General features: G+C 75.0%; 16 protein-coding genes and 1 pseudogene. 15 read left to right on the top strand and 2 right to left on the bottom strand.

What is annotated here, in order from left to right; genetic code table 11:
- The first annotated feature begins 81 nt into the window (after positions 1-81).
- Positions 82-1,872 carry a trypsin-like peptidase domain-containing protein gene (locus U5M74_RS12785; protein WP_410909351.1) on the top strand — a complete coding sequence of 597 codons (1,791 nt, stop codon included), beginning with the start codon at positions 82-84 and terminating at the stop codon, positions 1,870-1,872.
- Between the two features lie 116 nt (positions 1,873-1,988).
- Here the strand turns inward: U5M74_RS12785 and U5M74_RS12780 are convergent.
- Positions 1,989-3,314: pseudogene (locus U5M74_RS12780) on the bottom strand (MFS transporter); the annotation flags it as partial.
- 291 nt (positions 3,315-3,605) lie between these two features.
- Complete coding sequence (locus U5M74_RS12775) at positions 3,606-5,009, bottom strand: isochorismate synthase MenF (protein WP_410909323.1); 1,404 nt, start codon at positions 5,007-5,009, stop codon at positions 3,606-3,608.
- A 119-nt stretch (positions 5,010-5,128) separates the two neighbouring features.
- Between U5M74_RS12775 and U5M74_RS12770 the strand changes: the two genes are divergently transcribed.
- From U5M74_RS12770 to nuoL, 14 genes are all read left to right on the top strand, one after another.
- Positions 5,129-5,827: a demethylmenaquinone methyltransferase gene (locus U5M74_RS12770; RefSeq protein ID WP_410909350.1), complete on the top strand. Its 699-nt coding sequence runs from the start codon at positions 5,129-5,131 to the stop codon at positions 5,825-5,827.
- 392 nt (positions 5,828-6,219) lie between these two features.
- A complete protein-coding gene (locus U5M74_RS12765) occupies positions 6,220-7,527 on the top strand; it encodes a geranylgeranyl reductase family protein (RefSeq protein WP_410909322.1) in 1,308 nt (435 codons plus the stop codon).
- A 75-nt stretch (positions 7,528-7,602) separates the two neighbouring features.
- Positions 7,603-7,965, top strand: a complete 363-nt coding sequence (locus U5M74_RS12760; protein ID WP_410909321.1) for an NADH-quinone oxidoreductase subunit A — start codon at positions 7,603-7,605, stop codon at positions 7,963-7,965.
- Positions 7,966-8,055: 90 nt separating this feature from the next.
- Positions 8,056-8,610, top strand: coding sequence for a NuoB/complex I 20 kDa subunit family protein (locus U5M74_RS12755; protein ID WP_410909320.1), 555 nt, complete (start codon positions 8,056-8,058; stop codon positions 8,608-8,610).
- Between the two features lie 56 nt (positions 8,611-8,666).
- Positions 8,667-9,386 (top strand): NADH-quinone oxidoreductase subunit C, encoded by a 720-nt coding sequence (locus tag U5M74_RS12750; RefSeq protein ID WP_410909349.1) that lies wholly within the window; start codon positions 8,667-8,669, stop codon positions 9,384-9,386.
- Positions 9,383-10,729, top strand: coding sequence for an NADH-quinone oxidoreductase subunit D (locus tag U5M74_RS12745; RefSeq protein WP_410909319.1), 1,347 nt, complete (start codon positions 9,383-9,385; stop codon positions 10,727-10,729). The genes U5M74_RS12750 and U5M74_RS12745 overlap by 4 nt, the downstream gene beginning before the upstream one ends.
- Before the next feature lie 101 nt (positions 10,730-10,830).
- Positions 10,831-11,673: an NADH-quinone oxidoreductase subunit NuoE gene (gene nuoE / locus U5M74_RS12740; RefSeq protein WP_410909318.1), complete on the top strand. Its 843-nt coding sequence runs from the start codon at positions 10,831-10,833 to the stop codon at positions 11,671-11,673.
- The gene (gene nuoF, locus U5M74_RS12735; RefSeq protein WP_410909317.1) at positions 11,670-12,998 is read left to right on the top strand and encodes an NADH-quinone oxidoreductase subunit NuoF; all 1,329 of its coding nucleotides are present in this window, start codon (positions 11,670-11,672) and stop codon (positions 12,996-12,998) included. The genes nuoE and nuoF overlap by 4 nt, the downstream gene beginning before the upstream one ends.
- On the top strand, positions 12,995-15,601 hold the full coding sequence (locus tag U5M74_RS12730) for an NADH-quinone oxidoreductase subunit G (protein ID WP_410909316.1): 2,607 nt from the start codon (positions 12,995-12,997) through the stop codon (positions 15,599-15,601). The genes nuoF and U5M74_RS12730 overlap by 4 nt, the downstream gene beginning before the upstream one ends.
- Positions 15,598-17,001: an NADH-quinone oxidoreductase subunit NuoH gene (gene nuoH / locus U5M74_RS12725; RefSeq protein WP_410909315.1), complete on the top strand. Its 1,404-nt coding sequence runs from the start codon at positions 15,598-15,600 to the stop codon at positions 16,999-17,001. The genes U5M74_RS12730 and nuoH overlap by 4 nt, the downstream gene beginning before the upstream one ends.
- Positions 16,998-17,870: an NADH-quinone oxidoreductase subunit NuoI gene (gene nuoI / locus U5M74_RS12720; RefSeq protein WP_410909314.1), complete on the top strand. Its 873-nt coding sequence runs from the start codon at positions 16,998-17,000 to the stop codon at positions 17,868-17,870. The genes nuoH and nuoI overlap by 4 nt, the downstream gene beginning before the upstream one ends.
- Entirely contained in the window at positions 17,867-18,808 is a 942-nt protein-coding gene (locus U5M74_RS12715; protein ID WP_410909313.1) for an NADH-quinone oxidoreductase subunit J, read from the top strand. The genes nuoI and U5M74_RS12715 overlap by 4 nt, the downstream gene beginning before the upstream one ends.
- Complete coding sequence (gene nuoK, locus U5M74_RS12710) at positions 18,808-19,107, top strand: NADH-quinone oxidoreductase subunit NuoK (RefSeq protein ID WP_410909312.1); 300 nt, start codon at positions 18,808-18,810, stop codon at positions 19,105-19,107. Before U5M74_RS12715 ends, nuoK begins: the two co-directional genes overlap by 1 nt.
- A gap of 9 nt (positions 19,108-19,116) precedes the next feature.
- A complete protein-coding gene (nuoL, locus tag U5M74_RS12705) occupies positions 19,117-21,015 on the top strand; it encodes an NADH-quinone oxidoreductase subunit L (RefSeq protein WP_410909311.1) in 1,899 nt (632 codons plus the stop codon).
- The last annotated feature ends 4 nt before the right edge of the window (positions 21,016-21,019 follow it).

The raw sequence follows: 21,019 nt of genomic DNA, 5'->3' as shown, positions 1-21,019 counted from the left end.
CCCCAGCGCCGCGGCCGCGACCGCTCGCGGCCGCGCGCGTGCAGAGAACTCTCAGGTTCGTTCAAGGGCCACGTCAGTCTGATGGTGTTGTCTCGTGGCCAGGAGAACGAGGAGGCCACCATGAGCACCGAGAACCACGACGCCCGGCAGGGGCAGGACGCGCCGCAGGAGCAGCGCCCCGCCGCGCCGGGGTCGCGTCCGCAGGCGGACCCGACGGGCCGGCAGCCGGCGCCGTCCGGTGCGTCCGCCGCGACCCCGCCGCCGGCCGAGCCGGTCGCGCACCCGACCGAGCACCCGACCGAGCGGCTGGCCGTGCACGACACGGCGCCGCTGCCCCGACCGGTGCAGGACGTGCCGGCGCCGCAGCCCGCGCAGGCCGCCGGCCCCCGCTACGGGCAGTACGCGCCGTACGGGTCGCCGCAGCAGCCCGGCCAGCAGCAGGGCCAGCACCCCGGCCAGCAGCCGGCCCACGACGCCGCCGGCCACGAGCAGGGCGCCGGCCGGCCGGGGTGGGGCTCGCAGCAGCAGCCCGCCGCCCCCCACGACCCGTCGAACCCGTACCTGCACCCGGACGCCCGCCCCGAGGGCGGCCGGACCACGACCCGCGAGCGCCGCCCGCGCGCGTGGGTGCCGGTGGCGAGCGCCGCGGTCATCGCGGCGCTGCTCGCCAGCGGCGGCACGGCCGCGCTCGTCGCGGGTCTCGACGACGACGGCACGCCGGCGTCGATCGCGGCGGTCGGCCGCTCGGACGGCTCCGACGCCGCGCCGGTCGAGGACTCCACCGCCCAGGACCCGGACTGGCAGGCGGTCACGGCCGCCGTGGCGCCGTCCGTCGTCGCGATCCAGGTGAGCAGCCAGCAGGGCGGCTCCGAGGGCTCCGGCCTCGTCATCGACGACTCCGGCCACGTGCTGACCAACAACCACGTCGTCGCCGGCGCGGCGAACGGCACGGTGCAGGTGACGCTCAGCGACGGCCGGCTCTTCGAGGCGACGATCGTGGGCACCGACCCCAGCACCGACCTCGCCGTCGTGCAGATCCAGGACGCGCCCGACGACCTGCAGCCCGTCGCCCTCGGTGACTCCGACGCCGTGCAGGTGGGCGACCCGGTGCTCGCCGTCGGCAACCCGCTGGGCCTGGCCAACACCGCGACGACGGGCATCGTGTCCGCGCTCGACCGCCCGGTGTCGGCGGCCGGCGAGGACGCGACCGACTCCGTGGTGACCAACGCGATCCAGGTGGACGCGGCGATCAACCCGGGCAACTCCGGCGGCCCGCTGTTCAACGCGAGCGGGCAGGTCATCGGCGTCAACTCGTCCATCGCGACGCTGTCGAGCGCCGCGAGCGGGCAGTCCGGCTCGATCGGCCTGGGCTTCGCCATCCCGGTGAACCTTGCCAAGAACATCAGCAGCCAGCTCATCGAGAACGGCTCGGCGCAGCACGCCTTCCTGGGCGTCACGATGTCGGACGGCACCGCGACCGCCGACGGCGTCACGCGCCGCGGGGCGCAGGTGCAGGACGTCACGTCCGGCTCGCCGGCCGCCGAGGCGGGCCTGCGGTCCGGCGACGTCATCGTGGCGATCGACGACGAGCCGGTGAACGGCGCCGAGTCGCTCACCGCGTTCGTCCGGGAGCGCACCGCCGGCCAGGAGTCCACGCTGACCGTGGTGCGCGGCGGCTCCGCGGAGCAGGTGACGGTCACCTTCGCCGTCCGCGAGGAGACCAGCAGCGGCTCCGGCCAGGGCAGCGGCGACCAGGGGAGCGGCCAGCAGGCGCCGCAGCCCGGCTCCGGCGAGGGCGGGTCGAGCGACGGCTCCGGCAGCTCCGGCTCGGACGACTCGCTGTGGGAGTGGCTCTTCGGCGGCAACGGCTGACGGCAGCGGCTGACGGCGGTGGCCTGACGGCGGCCTGACGCGAGCGGGTTCGGGCCCTCGATCCGGGTGGCGCCGCGCCGCCGCGTCGACGTCACCGGGTCGGCGATGTCCTCCAGCGACCTGCGCTCGGCGTCGATGCCGAGGAACCAGGCCACGAGGCCGCCGACCAGCATGATGCCGGCCCCGAGGAAGTACCCGAAGGTGAGCGGCCCCCGCGCGTCGCCCTCGCCGACGAGCGAGGCGTACAGCGCCGCCGCGACCGCGCCGGAGAGCTGGGCGATGCAGAAGAACAGCGCGATCGCCTGGCCGCGCAGCTCGAGGGGGAAGATCTCGCTCACCGTGAGGTAGGCGGACGAGGCCCCCGCGGAGGCGAAGAAGAAGCAGACGCACCACAGGACCGTCTGGGTGACCGCGGTGAGCAGCCCCATGCTGAACAGCACGGCGGCGACCGCCAGCACGACCGCGGCGAGGCTGTAGGTCAGCAGGATCATCCGCCGCCGCCCCCACGTGTCGAACAGGTGGCCGAGCGCCAGCGGGCCGATGAGGTTCCCCAGGGCGAACGGGATGAAGTACAGCGGCACGCTGCCGTGCGGGACGTCGAAGAAGTTGTGCAGCACGAGCGCGTAGGTGAAGAAGATCGCGTTGTAGAGGAACGACTGGGTGATCATCAGCGTCGCCCCGAGCACGGCGCGCTTCGGGTACTCGCGGAAGATGATCCTGGCGACGCGCAGGATCGGGATCGACTTCTCGGCGACGACCTCGATCGCCTTGCCGTCGTCGACGGGCGCGAGCTTCCCGCCCTGGGCCTCGATGGTCCGCTCGATCTCGTCGACGGTCGCCTCGGCTTGGGTCGCGTGGCCGTGGGTGAGCTGCCAGCGCGGGCTCTCGGGGATGTGCCGGCGGATGTAGATGATGATCAGGCCGAGCACCGGGCCGAGGAAGAACGCGATGCGCCAGCCCCAGAAGATCGGGACCAGGTCCGGGTTGAGCAGCACGAGGGCGCCGAGCGAGCCGATGAGGGCGCCGCCCCAGTACGTGCCGTTGACCGCGATGTCGACCCGGCCGCGGTAGCGGGCGGGGATGAGCTCGTCGATCGCGGAGTTGATGGCGCTGTACTCGCCGCCGATGCCCATGCCGGCGATGAACCGGAAGACCAGGAACGACTCGAGGTTCCAGGACAGCCCGGCCAGGCCGCTGCCGGCCAGGTAGATCACCAGGGTCAGGATGAACAGCCTGCGGCGCCCGAGCCGGTCGGTGAGGCGGCCGAAGACGAGGGCGCCGACCACCTGGCCGACCAGGTACACGGAGGCCAGCAGCCCGACCTGGGCCGGCGAGATGCCGAGGCCGCTGCCCTCCTCGGTGAGGATCGAGCCGACGTCGGCGACGAGCTGGACCTCCAGCCCGTCGAGGATCCACGAGACGCCCAGCCCGACGACGACCATCCAGTGGAACTTCGTCCACGGCAGCCGGTCCAGCCGGGCGGGGATGAGACTGCGGACGGGCTGCTGCCGCTCCTCGACCGCGGTGGGTGAGCCTTCCATCGACCCTCCAGGTGCTCGACATTGAGGCGTCGAGGCTGTCGGGGGACGGACCAGGGGCTCCCCGGGCAGCCCGACCGAGACGGACGGTAAGCACGGTGCCCACCACCGGCAACAGATGCCGCGGGACACGGCGGCCCTGCGCGGATGCGCGACCGCGGGACGCCCGGGACGCCCGGGTGCGGGCGCCCGGGCTCAGCCCTCGGCGCCGAGCGCGAACCGCATCGGCACGAGCTTGGCCTCGGACTCCGCGAGCTCGGCCGCCGGGTCGGAGGCGGCGACGATCCCGCAGCCCGCGAACAGCCGCACCCGCCGCGGGTCGGCCGGGTCGACCTCGGCCGAGCGCAGGGCGATGCCCCACTCGCCGTCGCCGTCGGCGCCGGTCCAGCCGACCGGCCCGGCGTAGCGGGCGCGGTCCATGCCCTCGAGGTCGCGGATGAGGTCGCGCGCCGCGGTGGTGGGCGTGCCGCACACGGCGGCCGACGGGTGCAGCGCCGCGGCCAGCGCGAGCGACGACGGGGCGCGCCCGTCGCCGTCGCGGTCGAGCACGCCGGTGACGTCGCTGGCCAGGTGCATGACGTTCGGCAGGTGCAGCACGAACGGCTGCTCGGGCACGTTCATCGACGTGCAGAACGGCTCCAGCGCGCGGGCCACGGAGACGACGGCGTGCTCGTGCTCCTCGAGGTCCTTGGACGAGCGGGCCAGGTGCGCCGCGCGCAGCAGCGCGTCGTCGTCGGACATGCCCGGCTCGCGCCGGATCGTGCCCGCCAGCACGCGCGAGGCGACCAGGCCCTTCTCGCTGCGCACCAGCAGCTCCGGGGTGGCGCCGACCATGCCGGCGACGGAGAACGTCCAGGTGGCCTCGTAGCCCGCGGCGAGGCGGCGCAGCAGCCAGCGCGGGTCCACCGGGCGCTCGGCGGTGGCCACGACGTCGCGCGCGAGCACCACCTTCTCCAGGCCGCCGTCCTGGATGCGGCCCACGGCGGCGGCGACCACCTGCTTCCACTCGCCGCCGGGCACGGCGCCGTCGTCGACCGTGACGGCGCCCGGCGCCGCCACGGGCGTGCGGGCGTCGTCGGCGAGCAGCGCGGCCACGCCGGTGCTGCTGGCGGCCGCGACGGAGATGTCGGGCGCGGCGGAGATCGTGGTCAGCCAGCACCGCCCGCCGCGGCGGCCGACCACCACGCGGGGCACGACCAGCACGCCTCCGGCGGCCGACGCGTCGTCGAACGCGAACGAGCCGAACGCCACGGGCCCGGTGCCGGGCAGGCGCACGGCGTCGCGCACGACGGCGCGCTCGAGCACCCCCTGCCACGCCGCCTCGGCGTCGGCGAAGCGTGCGGCGCCGGCGGTCTCCACGCGCAGCGCCTCGCCCCAGCCGACGATCCCGTCGCCCCGGCGCACCCAGGCCAGCGGCCGGTCGTCCGGCAGCAGGTCCACCAGGGCCGTGAGGTCGTCGGGCAGGGCGTCGATCGCCGTGGTCCGCACCACCAGCTGCGGCTCAGGGGCCGCGTCGGGGCGGCCGCCGAGGCCCGGGCGGCCGGCGATCGGGGTGGCGTCGTGGCCGGTGGGGCGCTCGGCCGAGGGGGTGGCGGACATCGCCGACCAGCGTACGCCGGGGCACGCCCACGACCCCGGCCGAGCGGGTGTCTCGTGCGTTACTCCCGCGCGGCTCCCGTGCGGCCCGGCCTGGCCCGGCGCGTGGGAGCATGAGCACCATGCCGCGCGCCACCCTGGAGAAGAACCCCGCCGAGGTCGCCTCGATGTTCGACGGGATCGCCCGCCGCTACGACCTCGTCAACGACCTCGTCTCGCTCGGGCAGGACCGCCGCTGGCGGCGCCTGGTCCGCGAGGCCGTCGGCGCGCGGCCCGGCGACAAGGTGCTCGACCTGGCCGCCGGCACCGGGACGTCGTCGGAGCCGTTCGCGGACGACGGTGCGCTCGTCGTGCCGTCCGACATCTCGCTCGGCATGCTGTCGGTGGGCAAGCAGCGCCGCCCCGACCTGCCGTTCGTGGCCGGCGACGCCACGGCCCTGCCCTTCGCCGACGGCGCGTTCGACGCGGTCACGATCAGCTTCGGCCTGCGCAACGTGGTGGACACCGACGCCGCCCTGCGGGAGATGCTGCGCGTGGTGCGCCCGGGCGGCCGGCTGGTGGTGTGCGAGTTCTCCACGCCCACCTGGGGGCCGTTCCGCACCGTGTACATGGAGTACCTCATGCGGGCGCTGCCCGTGGTCGCGGGCGCCGTGACGCGGGACAAGGGCTCGTACGAGTACCTCGCCGAGTCCATCCGCTCGTGGCCCGACCAGGCCGGGCTCGGCCGGCTCATGCGCCAGGCCGGCTGGGAGCGGGTGGCCTACCGCAACCTATCCGGCGGCATCGTCGCGCTGCACCGGGCCCACAAGCCCGCCGCCTGAGCCCTCCCAGACCTGTCAGCACGAGCGCACGCCATGGCCTGCGCTCGCACTGACAGGACCCGACGCCCCGCGACGTGTCAGTACCAGCGCAGGCTCGAGCATGCGCCGGTACTGACACGGGCCCGACGGCGGCGGGCGCGAGCGGCCGGTGTCGGCAACGGCACACCGCCGACACGCCGGGGGAGCGCCCGCCGCGCGGTCCTGATCGGCGAGGATCGGTGCCCGGGCGCCCACGGCGGGCGCCGCTCCCGGCGAGGAAGGCGCGCCTTGCTACACATCCGGGCGCCGTTGTGGCTAAGGTGACAGCGGAGTTGTGATCGGGTTCACAAGGACCACTCGATCCGGGTGTGGCGACGGCGCCGCGGCCGGGAGGGTGAGAGCGAGGTGAGCACGTGCGAGCAGACCGCCGCGACGACGCGGACGTGATCGTGGTGGGCGCCGGGCCCGCCGGGTCCTCCGCGGCGCACTGGTGCGCCTCCGCGGGGCTCGACGTGCTCCTGCTGGAGAAGGCCGCGTTCCCCCGCGACAAGGTGTGCGGCGACGGCCTCACGCCGCGCGCCGTGGCCGAGCTGGCCCGGCTGGGCCTCCACCTGGACCCCGAGGACGGGTGGATCCGGAACCACGGGCTGCGCGTCGTCGCCGGCGGGCGCTCCTGGGAGGTGCCGTGGCCGGACGTCACCGCCTACCCCGGCTACGGGCTGGCGCGCTCGCGCATGACGCTCGACCACCGGCTCGCCCAGCACGCGCAGGCCAGCGGCGCCAAGCTCCTCGAGCGCACGCGGGTCACCGGCCCGCTGCTCGACGAGCGCACCGGGCGCGTGGTGGGCGTGCGGGCGCAGGACGCCGACCGGCGCGAGGTGACCTACCGCGCCCCCGTCGTCGTCGCGGCCGACGGCGTCTCCTCGCGGTTCGCGACCGCCCTCGGCATCGCGCGGCGCGACGACCGCCCCATCGGCACGGCGGTGCGGACCTACTTCCGCACCGCGACGCCGTCGGGCACCACGGTGCGGCACGAGGACGCGTGGATGGAGTCGCACCTCGAGCTGTGGGACGGCGAGCCGGGCCGGTCGGCCCTCATGCCCGGCTACGGCTGGATCTTCGCCCTCGGCGACGGCACGGCCAACGTGGGTCTCGGCTCCGTGAGCTCCACCCCCGCGCGGCAGTCCGCGGCCGGGCACGACTACCGGTCGATGCTCGCGCGGTGGATCGCCAACGCCCCCGAGGAGTGGGGCTTCACGCCGGAGAACCAGGTGGGCCCCGTGCGCGGCGCGGCCCTGCCGATGGGCTTCAACCGGTCCCCGCTGTACCGCGACGGCGCGCTGCTCGTGGGGGACGCCGCCGGCATGGTCAGCCCGTTCAACGGAGAGGGCATCGCCTACGCGCTGCAGGCGGGGCGCGTCGCGGCCGACGCGATCGCGCAGGCCCGGGCGCGCACCACCGACGCCGGGCGGGAGCGCACGCTCGGCACCTACGCCGACCGCATGCGCGCGGAGCTGGGGGGCTACTACACGCTGGGCCGGGCGTTCGTCCGGGTCATCGAGCACCCGGCCGTCATCCGGCTCGGCATCCGCTACGGGCTGCCGACGCCGGTCGTGATGAAGCTGGCCGTCAAGCTGCTCAGCGACAGCTACGAGCCGCGCGGCGGGGACTGGTCCGACAGGGTGATCGCGGCGCTGACCCGGGTGGTGCCGGCGGCGTAGCCGGCGCCACCGGGCGGACCGCGGGGATCGAGCACGAGGGAGTGATCGAGAGATGAAGCGGCTGCGGGAGGGACGATGAGCGACCCCTTCGTCCCGGTGCTGGTGCTGATGGCCGTGGCCGCCGTGCTCGCGCTCGGCGGCGTGGCGACGTCCGCGGTGGTCGGGCCCAGGCGCTACAACCGGGCCAAGCTCGAGGCGTACGAGTGCGGCATCCAGCCGACGCCGCACGCCGTGGGCGGCGGCCGGCTGCCCATCAAGTACTACCTCGTGGCGATGACGTTCATCGTCTTCGACATCGAGGTGGTGTTCCTCTACCCGTGGGCGATCAGCTTCGCCTGGCTCGCGGGGTTCGGGCTGGTGGCGATGCTCGTCTTCCTGGCCCTCATCACCGTGCCGTTCCTCTACGAGTGGCGACGCGGCGGTTTCGACTGGGTGTAGCCCCGCGATCGGGGAGCGGTTCGGCAAGGGCGCCGGCACGGCCGGCGTCAGGGGTCCCCGGGCACGGGGACGGTTCCCGGAGGAGGGGACATGGGGCTGGAAGAGGCGGCGCCCTCGGGCTTCCTGCTGACGACGGTCGAGGACGTGGCGGGCTACCTGCGCAAGGCGTCGCTGTGGCCGGTGACGTTCGGGCTGGCGTGCTGCGCCATCGAGATGATGGCGGCCGGGGCGTCGCGGTTCGACCTGTCGCGGTTCGGCATGGAGGTGTTCCGCGCCTCGCCGCGGCAGGCCGACCTCATGATCGTGGCCGGGCGGGTGAGCCAGAAGATGGCCCCGGTCGTGCGGCAGGTCTACGACCAGATGACCGAGCCCAAGTGGGTGCTGTCGATGGGCGTGTGCGCCTCCAGCGGCGGCATGTTCAACAACTACGCGATCGTGCAGGGCGTCGACCACGTCGTGCCGGTGGACATCTACCTGCCGGGCTGCCCGCCGCGCCCGGAGATGCTCATCAACGCGATCCTCGCCCTCCACCAGCGGATCCAGGAGGCCCCGCTCGGCGTGAACCGGCGCGAGGCGGCCCGCGCGGCCGAGGCGGCCGCCCTGGAGGCGACGCCGACCTTCGAGCTGAAGGGCCTGCTGCGGTGAGCGGCGACCGGCCGGTGCCGCAGCCCGACGAGGTGCAGGGGCCGCGCCAGGGCGAGCTGGTCGGTGGGAGCGGCCCGGGGGCCGGCACGGGCTCCCTGCCGCAGCCCGAGCTGGTCGACGTGCGCCGCGGGCTGTTCGGCGCGCGCGGCAGCGGCGACACCTCCGGCTACGGCGGGCTGGTCCAGCCGGTCGCGATGCCGGGCGCCGCCGAGCGCCCGTACGGCGGGTGGTTCGACGAGGCGGTGGACGTGCTCGCCGAGGTGCTCGCGGACCGCGGCGTCGCGTTCGACGACGCCGTGGAGCGCGTCGTCGTCGACCCGCCCGGCGCGCGCGCCGAGCTGACCCTGTGGGTGGCACGGGCGCACCTGGTGACGGTGTGCCGCATCCTGCGCGACGACCCGGACCTGCGGTTCGAGCTGTCGCTCGGCGTCTCGGGCGTGCACTACCCGCACGACGCCGGCCGCGAGCTGCACGCCGTCTACCACCTCACCTCCGTGACGCACTCGCGCCGGCTGCGGCTCGAGGTGGCCTGCCCGGACGCCGACCCGCACGTGCCGTCGACGACGCCGGTGTACCCCGCCAACGACTGGCACGAGCGCGAGACGTTCGACTTCTTCGGGATCGTCTTCGACGGCCACCCGGGGCTGGCGCGCATCGAGATGCCGGACGACTGGCCCGGCCACCCGCAGCGCAAGGACTACCCGCTCGGCGGCATCCCCGTGGAGTACAAGGGCGCCACGGTGCCGCCGCCGGACACCAGGAGGCAGTACTCATGAGCGCACCAGCGGGGTACCGCGCCACGCCGCCGCCCGTCGACGACCTGGGCGGCGGGATGCCGGTGTTCGAGGCCTCGGGCGGCGACTGGGACGAGATCGCCCGCGAGGTGGTGGGCGAGGAGCGGATCGTCGTCAACATGGGCCCCCAGCACCCGTCGACCCACGGCGTGCTGCGGCTGATGCTCGAGATCGACGGCGAGACCGTCACGGAGGCCCGCTGCGGCGTCGGCTACCTGCACACGGGCATCGAGAAGAACATGGAGTACCGCACCTGGACGCAGGGCACCACGTTCTGCACCCGGATGGACTACCTGGCCCCGTTCTTCCAGGAGACTGCGTTCTGCCTGGCCACCGAGAAGCTGCTGGGCATCACCGACGACGTGCCGGAGCGGGCCTCCGTCGTCCGGGTGCTGATGATGGAGCTCAACCGGGTCGCCTCCCACCTGGTGTGCCTCGGCACCGGCGGCAACGAGATGGGCGCCACCACGGTGATGACCGTGGCGTTCACCGCGCGCGAGGAGATCCTGCGCGTGTTCGAGGCCGTCACCGGGCTGCGCATGAACCACGCGTACGTGCGGCCCGGCGGCGTCGCCCAGGACGTCCCGGCGGACCTCGAGGAGCAGGTGCGCCACGCGCTGCGGGAGGTGCGCAAGTACCTCGGCCAGCTCGGCGACCTGCTGCTGGCCAACCCCATCTTCCGGGCCCGGTTGACCGACGTGGGGACGCTCGACCTCGCCGGGTGCATGGCCCTCGGCATCACCGGCCCGGTGCTGCGCTCGGCCGGCCTGCCCTACGACGTGCGCAAGGCGTTCCCGTACTGCGGCTACGAGACCTACGACTTCGACGTGCCCACCGCGACGAACGCCGACAGCTACGACCGCGTGGTGCTGCGGGTGGAGGAGTGCTACCAGTCGCTGCGCATCGTCGAGCAGTGCCTGGAGCGGCTGGCGGGGACGGCCGGCGAGCCCGTGATGGTGGCCGACCGCAAGATCGCCTGGCCCGCGCAGCTGGCCGTCGGGGCCGACGGCCAGGGCAACTCGCTGGAGCACATCCGCACGATCATGGGCACCTCCATGGAGGCCCTCATCCACCACTTCAAGCTGGTGACGGAGGGCTTCCGGGTGCCGGTCGGCCAGGCGTGGCAGACGGTCGAGCACCCGCGCGGCGAGCTCGGCGTGCACGTGGTGTCCGACGGCGGCACCCGGCCGTACCGGGCGCACTTCCGCGACCCGTCGTTCAACAACCTCCAGGCCGTGTCGGTGATGTGCGAGGGCGGCCAGGTGGCCGACGTCGTCGTCGCCGTCGCGTCCCTGGACCCGGTGCTGGGAGGGGTGGACCGATGAGCCCTGGACCGACGAGCTCCCGACCGACGAGCTCCCGACCGACGAGCTCCCGACCGACGAGCGAGGAGCCACGGGCCGGCGGCCCGCAGACCGCCGAGACGGTGAGCACCGCCCCGCCGCCCGGCTACGACGCCGAGACGCTGCGGGCCCTGGAGGCCGACGCCGCGGCGATCCTCGCCCGCTACCCCGAGCCGCGCTCGGGGCTGCTGCCGCTGCTGCACCTCGTGCAGTCGGTGGACGGGTACGTCAGCCGCGACGGGATCCTGTTCTGCGCCCGGCTGCTCGGGCTGACCGCCGCCGAGGTGTCCGCGGTCGCCACCTTCTACACGCAGTACAAGCGCCACCCCAACGGCACCTACACCGTGGGGGTCTGCACCAACACCCTGTGCGCGGTGATGGGCGGCGACGCCATCTTCGACGAGCTCAGCGCGCACCTGCGGGTCGGGCACGACGAGACCACGCCCGACGGCGCGATCACCCTCGAGCGGGTCGAGTGCAACGCCGCCTGCGACTACGCGCCCGTGGTGATGGTCAACTGGGAGTTCTTCGACAACCAGACGCCCGCCTCCGCGGTGGCGCTCGCGGACCGGCTGCGCGCCGGCGAGCCGGTCGCGCCGACCCGCGGCGCCGCGAGCGTGTGCACGTTCCGGCAGATGAGCCGGGTCCTGGCGGGGTTCCCCGACGGCCGCGCCGACGAGGGCGTCGGCGCGGGCGGGCCGTCCCTCGCCGGGCTGCGGCTGGCCCGCGAGCACGGCTGGACCGCCCCGGCACCGGCCACGGAGCCGGAGGAGCCGCTGGAGCCGCAGGGCGCCGCGGACGCCGCCGCGCAGGGGGAGGGCGAGCCGGGCGCCGGCGAGCCCGGCTCGAGCGCCCAGCGCGAGCCGACCGGGCCGCAGGACACGGCCCGCGAGAAGGCCGAGGACCGCGAGGAGGACGCGCGATGACGCTCACGCCGGTGCTCACTGACACCTGGGACGCCGACCGGTCCTGGACGCTGGACGCCTACCGCGACCGCGGCGGCTACGAGGGCCTGCGGGCGGCGCTCGCCATGCCGCCCGGCGACGTCGTGCAGGCCGTCAAGGACTCCGGCCTGCGCGGCCGCGGCGGCGCCGGGTTCCCCACCGGCATGAAGTGGGGCTTCCTGCCGCCCGGCGACGGCGGGCCGCGCTACCTCGTCGTCAACGCCGACGAGTCCGAGCCCGGCACCTGCAAGGACATCCCGCTGCTGCTGGCCAGCCCGCACCACCTGGTCGAGGGCATCGTCATCACCAGCTACGCGATCGGCTGCCGGCACGCGTTCGTCTACGTCCGCGGGGAGGTGCTGCACGTCTACCGACGGGTGCTGAACGCCGTGCGCGAGGCGTACGAGGCCGGCTACCTCGGCACCGACGTGCTCGGCTCGGGGTTCGACCTGGACGTCACGGTGCACGCCGGGGCGGGGGCGTACATCTGCGGCGAGGAGACGGCGCTGCTGGACTCCCTCGAGGGGCTGCGCGGCCAGCCGCGGCTCAAGCCGCCGTTCCCCGCGGTCGCCGGCCTGTACGCCCGGCCCACCGTGGTCAACAACGTCGAGACGATCGCCTCGGTGCCCGGCGTCCTGAGCCGCGGGGTCGACTGGTTCCGCGCGATGGGCACCGAGCGGTCGCCCGGCCACGGGCTGTTCTCGCTGTCCGGGCACGTCACCCGGCCCGGGCAGTACGAGGCGCCGCTCGGCACCACCCTGCGCGAGCTGCTCGAGCTGGCCGGCGGGGTGCGCGCCGGGCACGAGCTGAAGTTCTGGACGCCCGGCGGGTCCTCGACCCCGATGTTCACGGCCGAGCACCTCGACGTGCCGCTCGACTACGAGTCGGTGGGGGCTGCGAAGTCCATGCTCGGCACGCGGGCGCTGCAGATCTTCGACGAGACCACGTGCGTGGTGCGCGCCGTGAGCCGGTGGACCGACTTCTACGCGCACGAGTCGTGCGGCAAGTGCACCCCGTGCCGCGAGGGCACCTACTGGATGAAGCAGGTGCTGCACCGCATCGAGGCCGGCGAGGGGCAGGACGGCGACGTCGACCTGCTGCTCGACCTGTGCGGCACCATCCTCGGGCGCGCGTTCTGCGCGCTGGGCGACGGCGCCACCTCGCCGGTGACCAGCTCGATCCAGCTGTTCCGCGACGAGTACGACGCGCACGTCAGCGGCGGCGGCTGTCCCTTCGACCCGGCCGCGGCGGCGCTGTTCCCGTACCCGCCGCGCCGGCAGCCGCTCCTGGCGGGAGGTGTGCGATGACCGCGACCGCCGACAAGGCCGGCAGGGCCGCCGACGGGGGCGCCGCCGGCGCCCCCGTGGAGACCGTGACGTTCACGCTCGACGAGCTCGAGGTGACGGTGCCCAAGGGCACCCTCGTCATCCGCGCCGCCGAGCAGGTGGGCATCGCGATCCCGCGGTTCTGCGACCACCCGCTGCTCGCGCCGGCCGGCGCCTGCCGCCAGTGCCTCGTGGAGGTGGCGACGCCCGACCGCGAGGGCAACCTGCGCACGATGCCCAAGCCGCAGGCCTCGTGCACGCTCGAGGCGACGCCGGGCATGGTGGTGAAGACCCAGCGCACCTCCGAGGTGGCCGCCACGGCGCAGCGGGGCGTCATGGAGCTGCTGCTCATGAACCACCCGCTCGACTGCCCGGTGTGCGACAAGGGCGGCGAGTGCCCGCTGCAGAACCAGGCCATGACGCACGGGCGGGCGACGTCCCGGTTCCGCGACGTCAAGCGCACGTTCCCCAAGCCGATCGCGGTCTCGACGGAGATCCTGCTCGACCGCGAGCGGTGCGTGCTGTGCCAGCGGTGCACCCGGTTCAGCGAGGAGGTCGCCGGCGACGCGTTCATCGCGCTGCAGGAGCGCGGGGCCGACCAGCAGGTCGGCCGGTTCGACGAGGCGGTCCTCGACTTCGACGTCCCCGCCGGGACCGCGCGGCCGGACGCCACGGGGGCGCCGTTCTCCTCGTACTTCTCGGGCAACACCATCCAGATCTGCCCGGTGGGCGCCCTCACGGGAGCGGCCTACCGGTTCCGCGCCCGGCCGTTCGACCTGGTGTCCTCGCCCGCGATCGCCGAGCACGACTCCTGCGGGTCGGCGATCCGCGTCGACCACCGCCGCGGCGTGGTGCTGCGCCGCCTCGCGGGCGAGGACCCTGTGGTCAACGAGGAGTGGATCACCGACAAGGACCGGTTCGCGTTCACCTGGCAGGCCGCGCCCGACCGGATCACCACCCCGCTGGTGCGCGAGGACGGCGCCCTGCGGCCCGCCTCCTGGGTGGAGGCGCTGGAGCTCGCCGCCGAGGGGCTGGCGCGGGCCCGGGCGGCCGGCGGCGTCGGCGTGCTGCCCGGCGGCCGCCTCACCGTCGAGGACGCGTTCGCCTGGTCGCGGTTCGCCCGGGCCGTGCTCGGCACCGACGACGTCGACCAGCGGGCGCGCGTGCACGGCGCGGAGGAGGCGGCGTTCCTCGCGCACGCCGTGGCCGGCACGGGCGTGGGCGTGACGTTCGGTGACGTCGAGCGGGCGCCGGCCGTGCTGCTCGCCGGGCTGGAGGCCGAGGAGGAGGCCGGGGTCACGTTCCTGCGGCTGCGCCGGGGCGTGCGGGCCCACGGCACGCGGGTGTTCGGCCTGGCGCCGTTCGCCTCCCGGGGCCTGCGGCGCCTCGACGGCACGCTGCTGCCGGCCGCGCCGGGCACCGAGGGGGAGTGGCTCCGCGCGATCGCGCGGCAGACCGCCGGCGAGCACCTGTCCGCCCGCGTCGACCCCGCCCCCGTCGCCGCGGTCGCCGAGGCGCTCGCGCAGCCGGGCGCCGTCGTGCTCGTCGGCGAGCGCCTCGCCGGCGCGCCGGGCGCGTACAGCGCGGCGCTGCGCGTCGCCGCCGCCACCGGGGCGCGCCTCGCGTGGGTCCCGCGCCGGGCGGGGGAGCGCGGCGGCGTCGAGGCGGGGCTGCTGCCGGGGCTGCTGCCCGGCGGGCGCCCGCTGACCGACCCGGCCGCCCGGGCCGAGGTGGCCGCGGCGTGGGGCGTGGCGCCCGACGCCCTGCCGGCCGCGCCGGGCCGGGACCTGGCCGGCATCCTCGACGACCTGTCGGTGGGCCAGCTCGCCGGCGCGCTCGTCGGCGGGCTGCAGCTCGCCGACCTGCCCGACCCGCACCACGCCAGGACGGCCCTGACGGCGGCGGGGTTCGTCGTCTCCCTCGAGGTCCGCGCCTCGGAGGTCACGGCGCTCGCCGACGTCGTGCTGCCCGTGGCGCCGCCGGCGGAGCGGGCCGGGTCGTACTGGAACTGGGAGGGGCGGGTACGCCCGTTCGGCCAGGCGCTGGAGTCCGCCGCGCTGCCGGACCACCGCGTGCTGCACGCCCTGGCCGAGCACCTCGGGGCGGACCTCGACGCCGCCACCGCGCTCGACGCGCACCGGGCCGCCGGCGCGCTGCCCGCCTGGGGCGGCGCGCGGACGCCCGCGCCCGCCGTCGTCCCGCCGGTCCCGGCGGCGGTCGACCCCGGCACGGCCGTGCTCGCCGCGTGGCACCTGCTGCTCGACGACGGCGCGCTGCAGGCCGGCGAGCAGTTCCTCGCCGGCACGGCCAAGCGGCCGGTGGCCCGGATGAGCGCCACGACGGCCGCGGCGGTCGACGTGTTCGACGGCGACCTCGTCACGGTCTCCACCGACCGCGGCGCCCTGACCCTGCCGGTGCAGGTGACGCCGATGGTCGACCACGTCGTCTGGCTGCCGCTGGCCTCGGCCGGCTGCCGGGTGCACGACGCGCTCGGCGCGGCGCCCGGCGACGTCGTGCGGATCGCGCCGGCGGAGGCGGCCGCGCCGCCCGGCGCGGCGGGCGCGGGACGAGGAGGCGGGCGATGATCCCCGGGGTCGCGGCGGACTTCAGCCAGGACACGATCTGGGTCTCGGTCGTCAAGGCCGTGCTGATCGTCGTGTTCCTGCTGCTGTCGGTGCTCGTGGCGATCTGGTTCGAGCGCAAGGTCGTGGCGCGCATGCAGGTGCGCCCGGGCCCCAACGTGCACGGGCCGTTCGGCCTGCTCCAGTCGCTGGCGGACGCGATGAAGCTGCTGCTCAAGGAGGACGTCAACGTCACCGCGGCCGACCGGGTGGTCTACCTGCTCGCGCCGATGGTCTCGGTGTTCTGCGCCCTGCTGGTGTTCGCGGTGGTCCCGTTCGGGCCCGAGGTGACGGTCCCCTTCATCGACCTCACGACGCCGGCGCAGCTCACCGACTTCCCGGTGGCGGTCCTGTACGTGCTGGCCTGCGCCTCGGTGGGCGTCTACGGGATCGTGCTCGGCGGCTGGTCGTCCGGCTCCACCTACCCGCTGCTGGGGGCGGTGCGGTCCACGGCCCAGGTGATCAGCTACGAGCTGGCGATGGGCCTGTCGCTGGTGAGCGTGTTCGTGATGGCGGGGTCGATGTCGACCTCCAGCATCGTGGAGTCCCAGACGCGGCTGTGGTGGTTCCTGCCGCTGCTGCCGGCGTTCGCCGTCTACGTGGTCTCGATGATCGGCGAGACCAACCGCCTGCCGTTCGACCTGCCGGAGGCCGAGGGCGAGCTGGTCTCCGGCTACATGACCGAGTACTCCTCGATGAAGTTCGCGTGGTTCTTCCTCGCCGAGTACATCAACATGCTCAACGTCTCGGCGATCTGCACCACGCTGTTCCTCGGCGGGTGGCGGGCCCCGTGGCCGCTCAGCGCGGTGGGCGACGGCGTGCTCAACACCGGCTGGTGGCCCGTGCTGTGGTTCCTCGCCAAGCTCTGGGCGCTGATGTTCGTGTTCGTGTGGGTGCGCGGCACGCTGCTGCGCCTGCGCTACGACCAGTTCATGGTGTTCGGCTGGAAGGTGCTCATCCCGGTCGCGCTCGCCTGGGTCGTGGTGCTGTCGGTGGTGCAGTGGCTGCGCGGGGCGGACGTCGTCGGTGCCGGCACCGGTGGCGGGGAGCTGCTCCTGACCGCGGTGGCCGTGGCGTTCCTCGCGCTCGTGGTGGCGGTCCTGCGCCCCGGGCGGGCCCGACGACGGCCCGACGCCGCCCTCGGTGTCGGGCGCACCGAGCACGCGCCGCCGACGCCCGACCCGTTCGTGGCCCGCTCCCGGGTCCTCGACCCGTTCGCCGGCGGGTACCCCGTGCCGCCGCTGCCCGGCCAGCACCTGCCGCCGTCCCCGCGCGCCGCGCGCCGCGGCGGCGCGCCGGACGTCGTCGACCCCGGCGACGCCGGCCCGCGCCCCGACGAGCCCGTCCAGGAGGAGTACCGATGAGCGACTACCAGCCCCTGCGGCCTCGCAAGGGCCTGATCGGCCGGGCGCTCGCCCCGGTGGCGGGCTTCGGCGTGACGCTCGGGTCGATGTTCCGCCCGACGGTCACGGAGCAGTACCCCTTCGAGAAGGTGCCGCCGAAGCAGCGCTACCACGGGCGTCACCAGCTCAACCGGTACGCCGACGGCCTGGAGAAGTGCATCGGCTGCGAGCTGTGCGCGTGGGCCTGCCCCGCGGACGCCATCTACGTCGAGGGCGCCGACAACGCCGACCTCGCCGCGACGGACGGCGCGGGGGCGCAGATGAGCCCCGGCGAGCGGTACGGGCGCGTCTACCAGATCAACTACCTGCGCTGCATCTTCTGCGGGCTGTGCATCGAGGCCTGCCCCACGCGGGCGCTGACCATGACCAACGACTACGAGCTGGCCGGCCCGACGCGCGCCGAGATGATCTACGAGAAGCAGGACCTGCTGGCCCCGCTCGCCGAGGGCATGCTCGCCGCGCCGCACCCCATGGTCGAGGGCACCACGGACACCGAGTACTACCGCGGCGAGGTCACGGCGCCCACCGCCGCGCAGCTCGCCTGGGTGCGCGAGCACCGGCCCGACGACCCGACGCTCCCGGCCGCGGCCCGCGTCGTGGAGGGCGAGGCGCCCCCGCCGGCCCCGACCCGCCACCGGCTGCGCGGGTCGGCCACGCAGTCGGCCGCGGCGAAGGCGGCGAGCACCGCGTCCGCGCGGTCCTCGGCGGGCAGGGCGTCCGACGAGGCGTCCGGCGAGGCGTCCGACAAGGCGTCCGACAAGGCGTCCGGCGAGGCGTCCGACGAGCCCACGGCGGAGCACGCCGTCCGGCCGAAGGGGGTGCGCGCATGACCACGTCGGGCGGCGAGGCCACCCTGTTCGCCGTCGTCGCCCCGCTCATGGTGCTGGCGAGCCTGGGGCTGCTCGTGGCGCGCCGTGCGGTGCACGCCGCGATCTGCGTGGTGTTCGTGATGATCGCGCTGGCGGTGCTCTACGTGGCCAGCGAGGCGCCGTTCCTCGGCGTCGTGCAGGTGGTCGTCTACACCGGCGCCGTGATGATGCTGTTCCTCTTCGTGCTCATGCTCGTGGGCGTCGACGCCGCCGACTCGCTCACCGAGACCATCCGGGGGCAGCGCTGGGTCGGCGTCCTGCTCGGGCTCGGCCTGCTGGCCGTGCTCGGCGGCGTGGTGGGGCGGGTGGTGCTCCCGCCCGCGGGGACCGGCGCCACGGGGGCGGCCGGCGGGACGGACCTCGGCGGCGCGGCGACCAACCCCGAGGGCCTGGCCCGCGTGCTGTTCGGCGACTACGTGCTGGCCATGGAGGTCGTGGGCGTGCTGCTGGTCACCGCGGCCCTGGCCGGCCTCGTGCTGACCCACCGGCGGCGGCTCGGCCCGCGCCGCACCCAGCGGTTCGTCGCCGAGCAGCGCGTGGCGCAGCTCGCCGAGGGCCGCCCGCTCACCCCGCTGCCCGCCCCCGGCGTCTACGCGCAGAACACCGCGATGGACACCCCGGCGCTCGGCCCGGACGGGCGGCCGCTCGAGCACTCGGTGCCGCGCGTGCTGCGCATCCGCGGCCAGCAGCGCTCCGTGGCGGCGGTCCGCGCGACGGAGCAGGTGATCACGGCCCGCGGCGCGGCCGGGGCGCTGGAGCGCGACGGCGGCCCGCCCGGCGACGGCCCGCCCGGCGACGGCCGGGGTGACGGCGACGGGCACGACGACGGGGTGGGTGACGCCGCCCGCGACGCCGCGCGCGGCGCCGGTGCCCGTGACGACCGGGAGGTGCGGGGCTGATGGCCGTGACCAACTACCTCTGGCTCGCCACGGCGCTCTTCGCGGTCGGCGCCACCACGGTGCTGCTGCGCCGCAACGCGATCGTCGTGTTCATGGGCGTCGAGCTCATGCTCAACGCGACCAACCTGGCGTTCGTCACCTTCGCCCGGCTGCACGGCGACCTCACGGGGCAGGTCCTGGCGTTCTTCGTCATGGTCGTGGCGGCCGCCGAGGTCGTGGTGGGCCTGGCGATCATCGTGACGATCTTCCGCACCCGCCGGTCGGCCTCGGTCGACGACGTCAACCTGCTCAACGGCTGAGGGGGTCCGATGCAGACGCTGGGTCTCGTGCCCTGGCTGGTGGGGCTGCCCGCGCTGGGCGCGCTGGTGCTCGTGGCGGGCGGGCGCCGCCTGGACCGCTGGGGCCACTGGCTGGGCGTGGCCGCGAGCGCCGCCGCGTTCGTGGTCGGCCTGGTGGTGCTCGTCGACATGCTGCGCCTGCCCGCGCAGGAGCGGGCGGGCACCGCCTCGCTCGGCACGTGGCTCGACGTCGGCACGCTGCAGGTGGACGCCGGCCTGCGCGCCGACCCGCTGTCGATGACGTTCGTGCTGCTGGTGACGTTCGTCGGCTCGCTCATCCACGTGTACTCCGTGGCGTACATGGCCCACGACGCCGACCGGCGCCGGTTCTTCGGCTACCTCAACCTCTTCGTCGCGGCGATGCTGCTGCTGGTGCTGGCGGACTCCTACCTGCTGCTGTTCGTCGGCTGGGAGGGCGTGGGCCTGGCCTCCTTCCTGCTCATCGGGTTCTGGGACCGCCGCCGCGCGAACGCGGTGGCCGGCAAGAAGGCGTTCGTGATGAACCGGGTGGGCGACATGGGCCTGGTGGTGGCGATGATGCTGCTGCTGGCCCAGCTGGGGTCGCTGTCCTACGCCGAGGTGCTGCCGCGGGCCGAGGAGCTGGGCACGGGCGTGGCCACCGCCGTCGGGCTGATGCTGCTGCTCGCGGCCTGCGGCAAGTCCGCGCAGGTGCCGCTGCAGGCCTGGCTCGGCGACGCGATGGCGGGCCCGACGCCGGTCTCGGCGCTGATCCACGCGGCCACGATGGTGACCGCCGGGGTGTACCTGCTGGTGCGCAGCGGCCCGATCCTCGAGGCGGCGCCCACGGCGCAGCTGGTCGTGGCGGTCGTGGGCGTGGTGACCCTGCTGTTCGGGGCGGTGGTCGGCTGCGCCAAGGACGACATCAAGAAGGCGCTCGCGGCCTCGACCATGTCGCAGATCGGCTACATGATGCTCGCCGCCGGGCTGGGCCCGGCCGGCTACGCGTTCGCGATCTTCCACCTGGTCACGCACGGCTTCTTCAAGGCGGGGCTGTTCCTCGGCGCCGGGTCGGTGATGCACGCGATGGACGACGAGGTGGACATGCGCCGCTTCGGCGGCCTCGCGCGGCTGCTGCCGGTGACCGCCGTGACGATGGCGCTCGGCTGGCTGGCGATCATCGGCGTGCCGCCGTTCTCCGGCTTCTGGTCGAAGGACCTCGTCGTCGAGGCGGCGTTCACCGGGGAGGGCTGGCGCCCGTGGGTCCTCGGCGGCGCGGCGCTGCTGGGCGCGGGCATCACCGCGTTCTACATGTCCCGGCTGATGTTCATGACCTTCGGCGGGCGGCGGCGGTGGGCCGACGACGGCCCGGCGGCGCGGCACCCGCACGAGGCGCCGGCGCTGATGCGCTGGCCCATGGTGGTGCTGGCCCTGGGGTCCGTGGCCCTCGGCGGCCTGCTCGCGCTGGGCGGGGCCTTCACCACGTGGCTCGAGCCGGTCGTCGGGGAGGCCGAGCACCACGAGCCGGTGCTGCCCGTGTGGCTGCTGATCGCGCTGACGCTCGTGCTCGTGGCGGCCGGCGTGGCGCTGGCGTTCCGCACCTACGCGGCCGCGCCGGTGCCCACCGTGCCGCCGACGTCGAACGCGCTGGTGCGGGCCGCCCGCCGGGACCTGTACCAGGACGCGGTCAACGAGACCGCCGTGATGGTGCCCGGGCAGGTGCTCACCCGCACGCTCGTCTACGCCGACCGCGCGGGCGTCGACAGCGGCTTCCTCGCGATCGCGTCGGCGGTGCGGCGCTCCGGCGACGCGCTGCGCCGGCTCCAGAACGGGTACGTCCGGTCCTACGCGGCCACGACGCTCGGCGGCCTGCTCGGGCTCGCCGTCGTCGTCTGGGCGCTGGCGAGCTGAAGGG

The sequence above is a fragment of the Puerhibacterium sp. TATVAM-FAB25 genome, assembly GCF_046535855.1.
In the GTDB taxonomy this organism is placed as follows: domain Bacteria; phylum Actinomycetota; class Actinomycetes; order Actinomycetales; family Cellulomonadaceae; genus Puerhibacterium; species Puerhibacterium variabilis_A.
The sequence above is the reverse complement of the archived record's forward strand: the minus strand, read 5'-3'. Positions and strand labels throughout refer to the sequence as shown.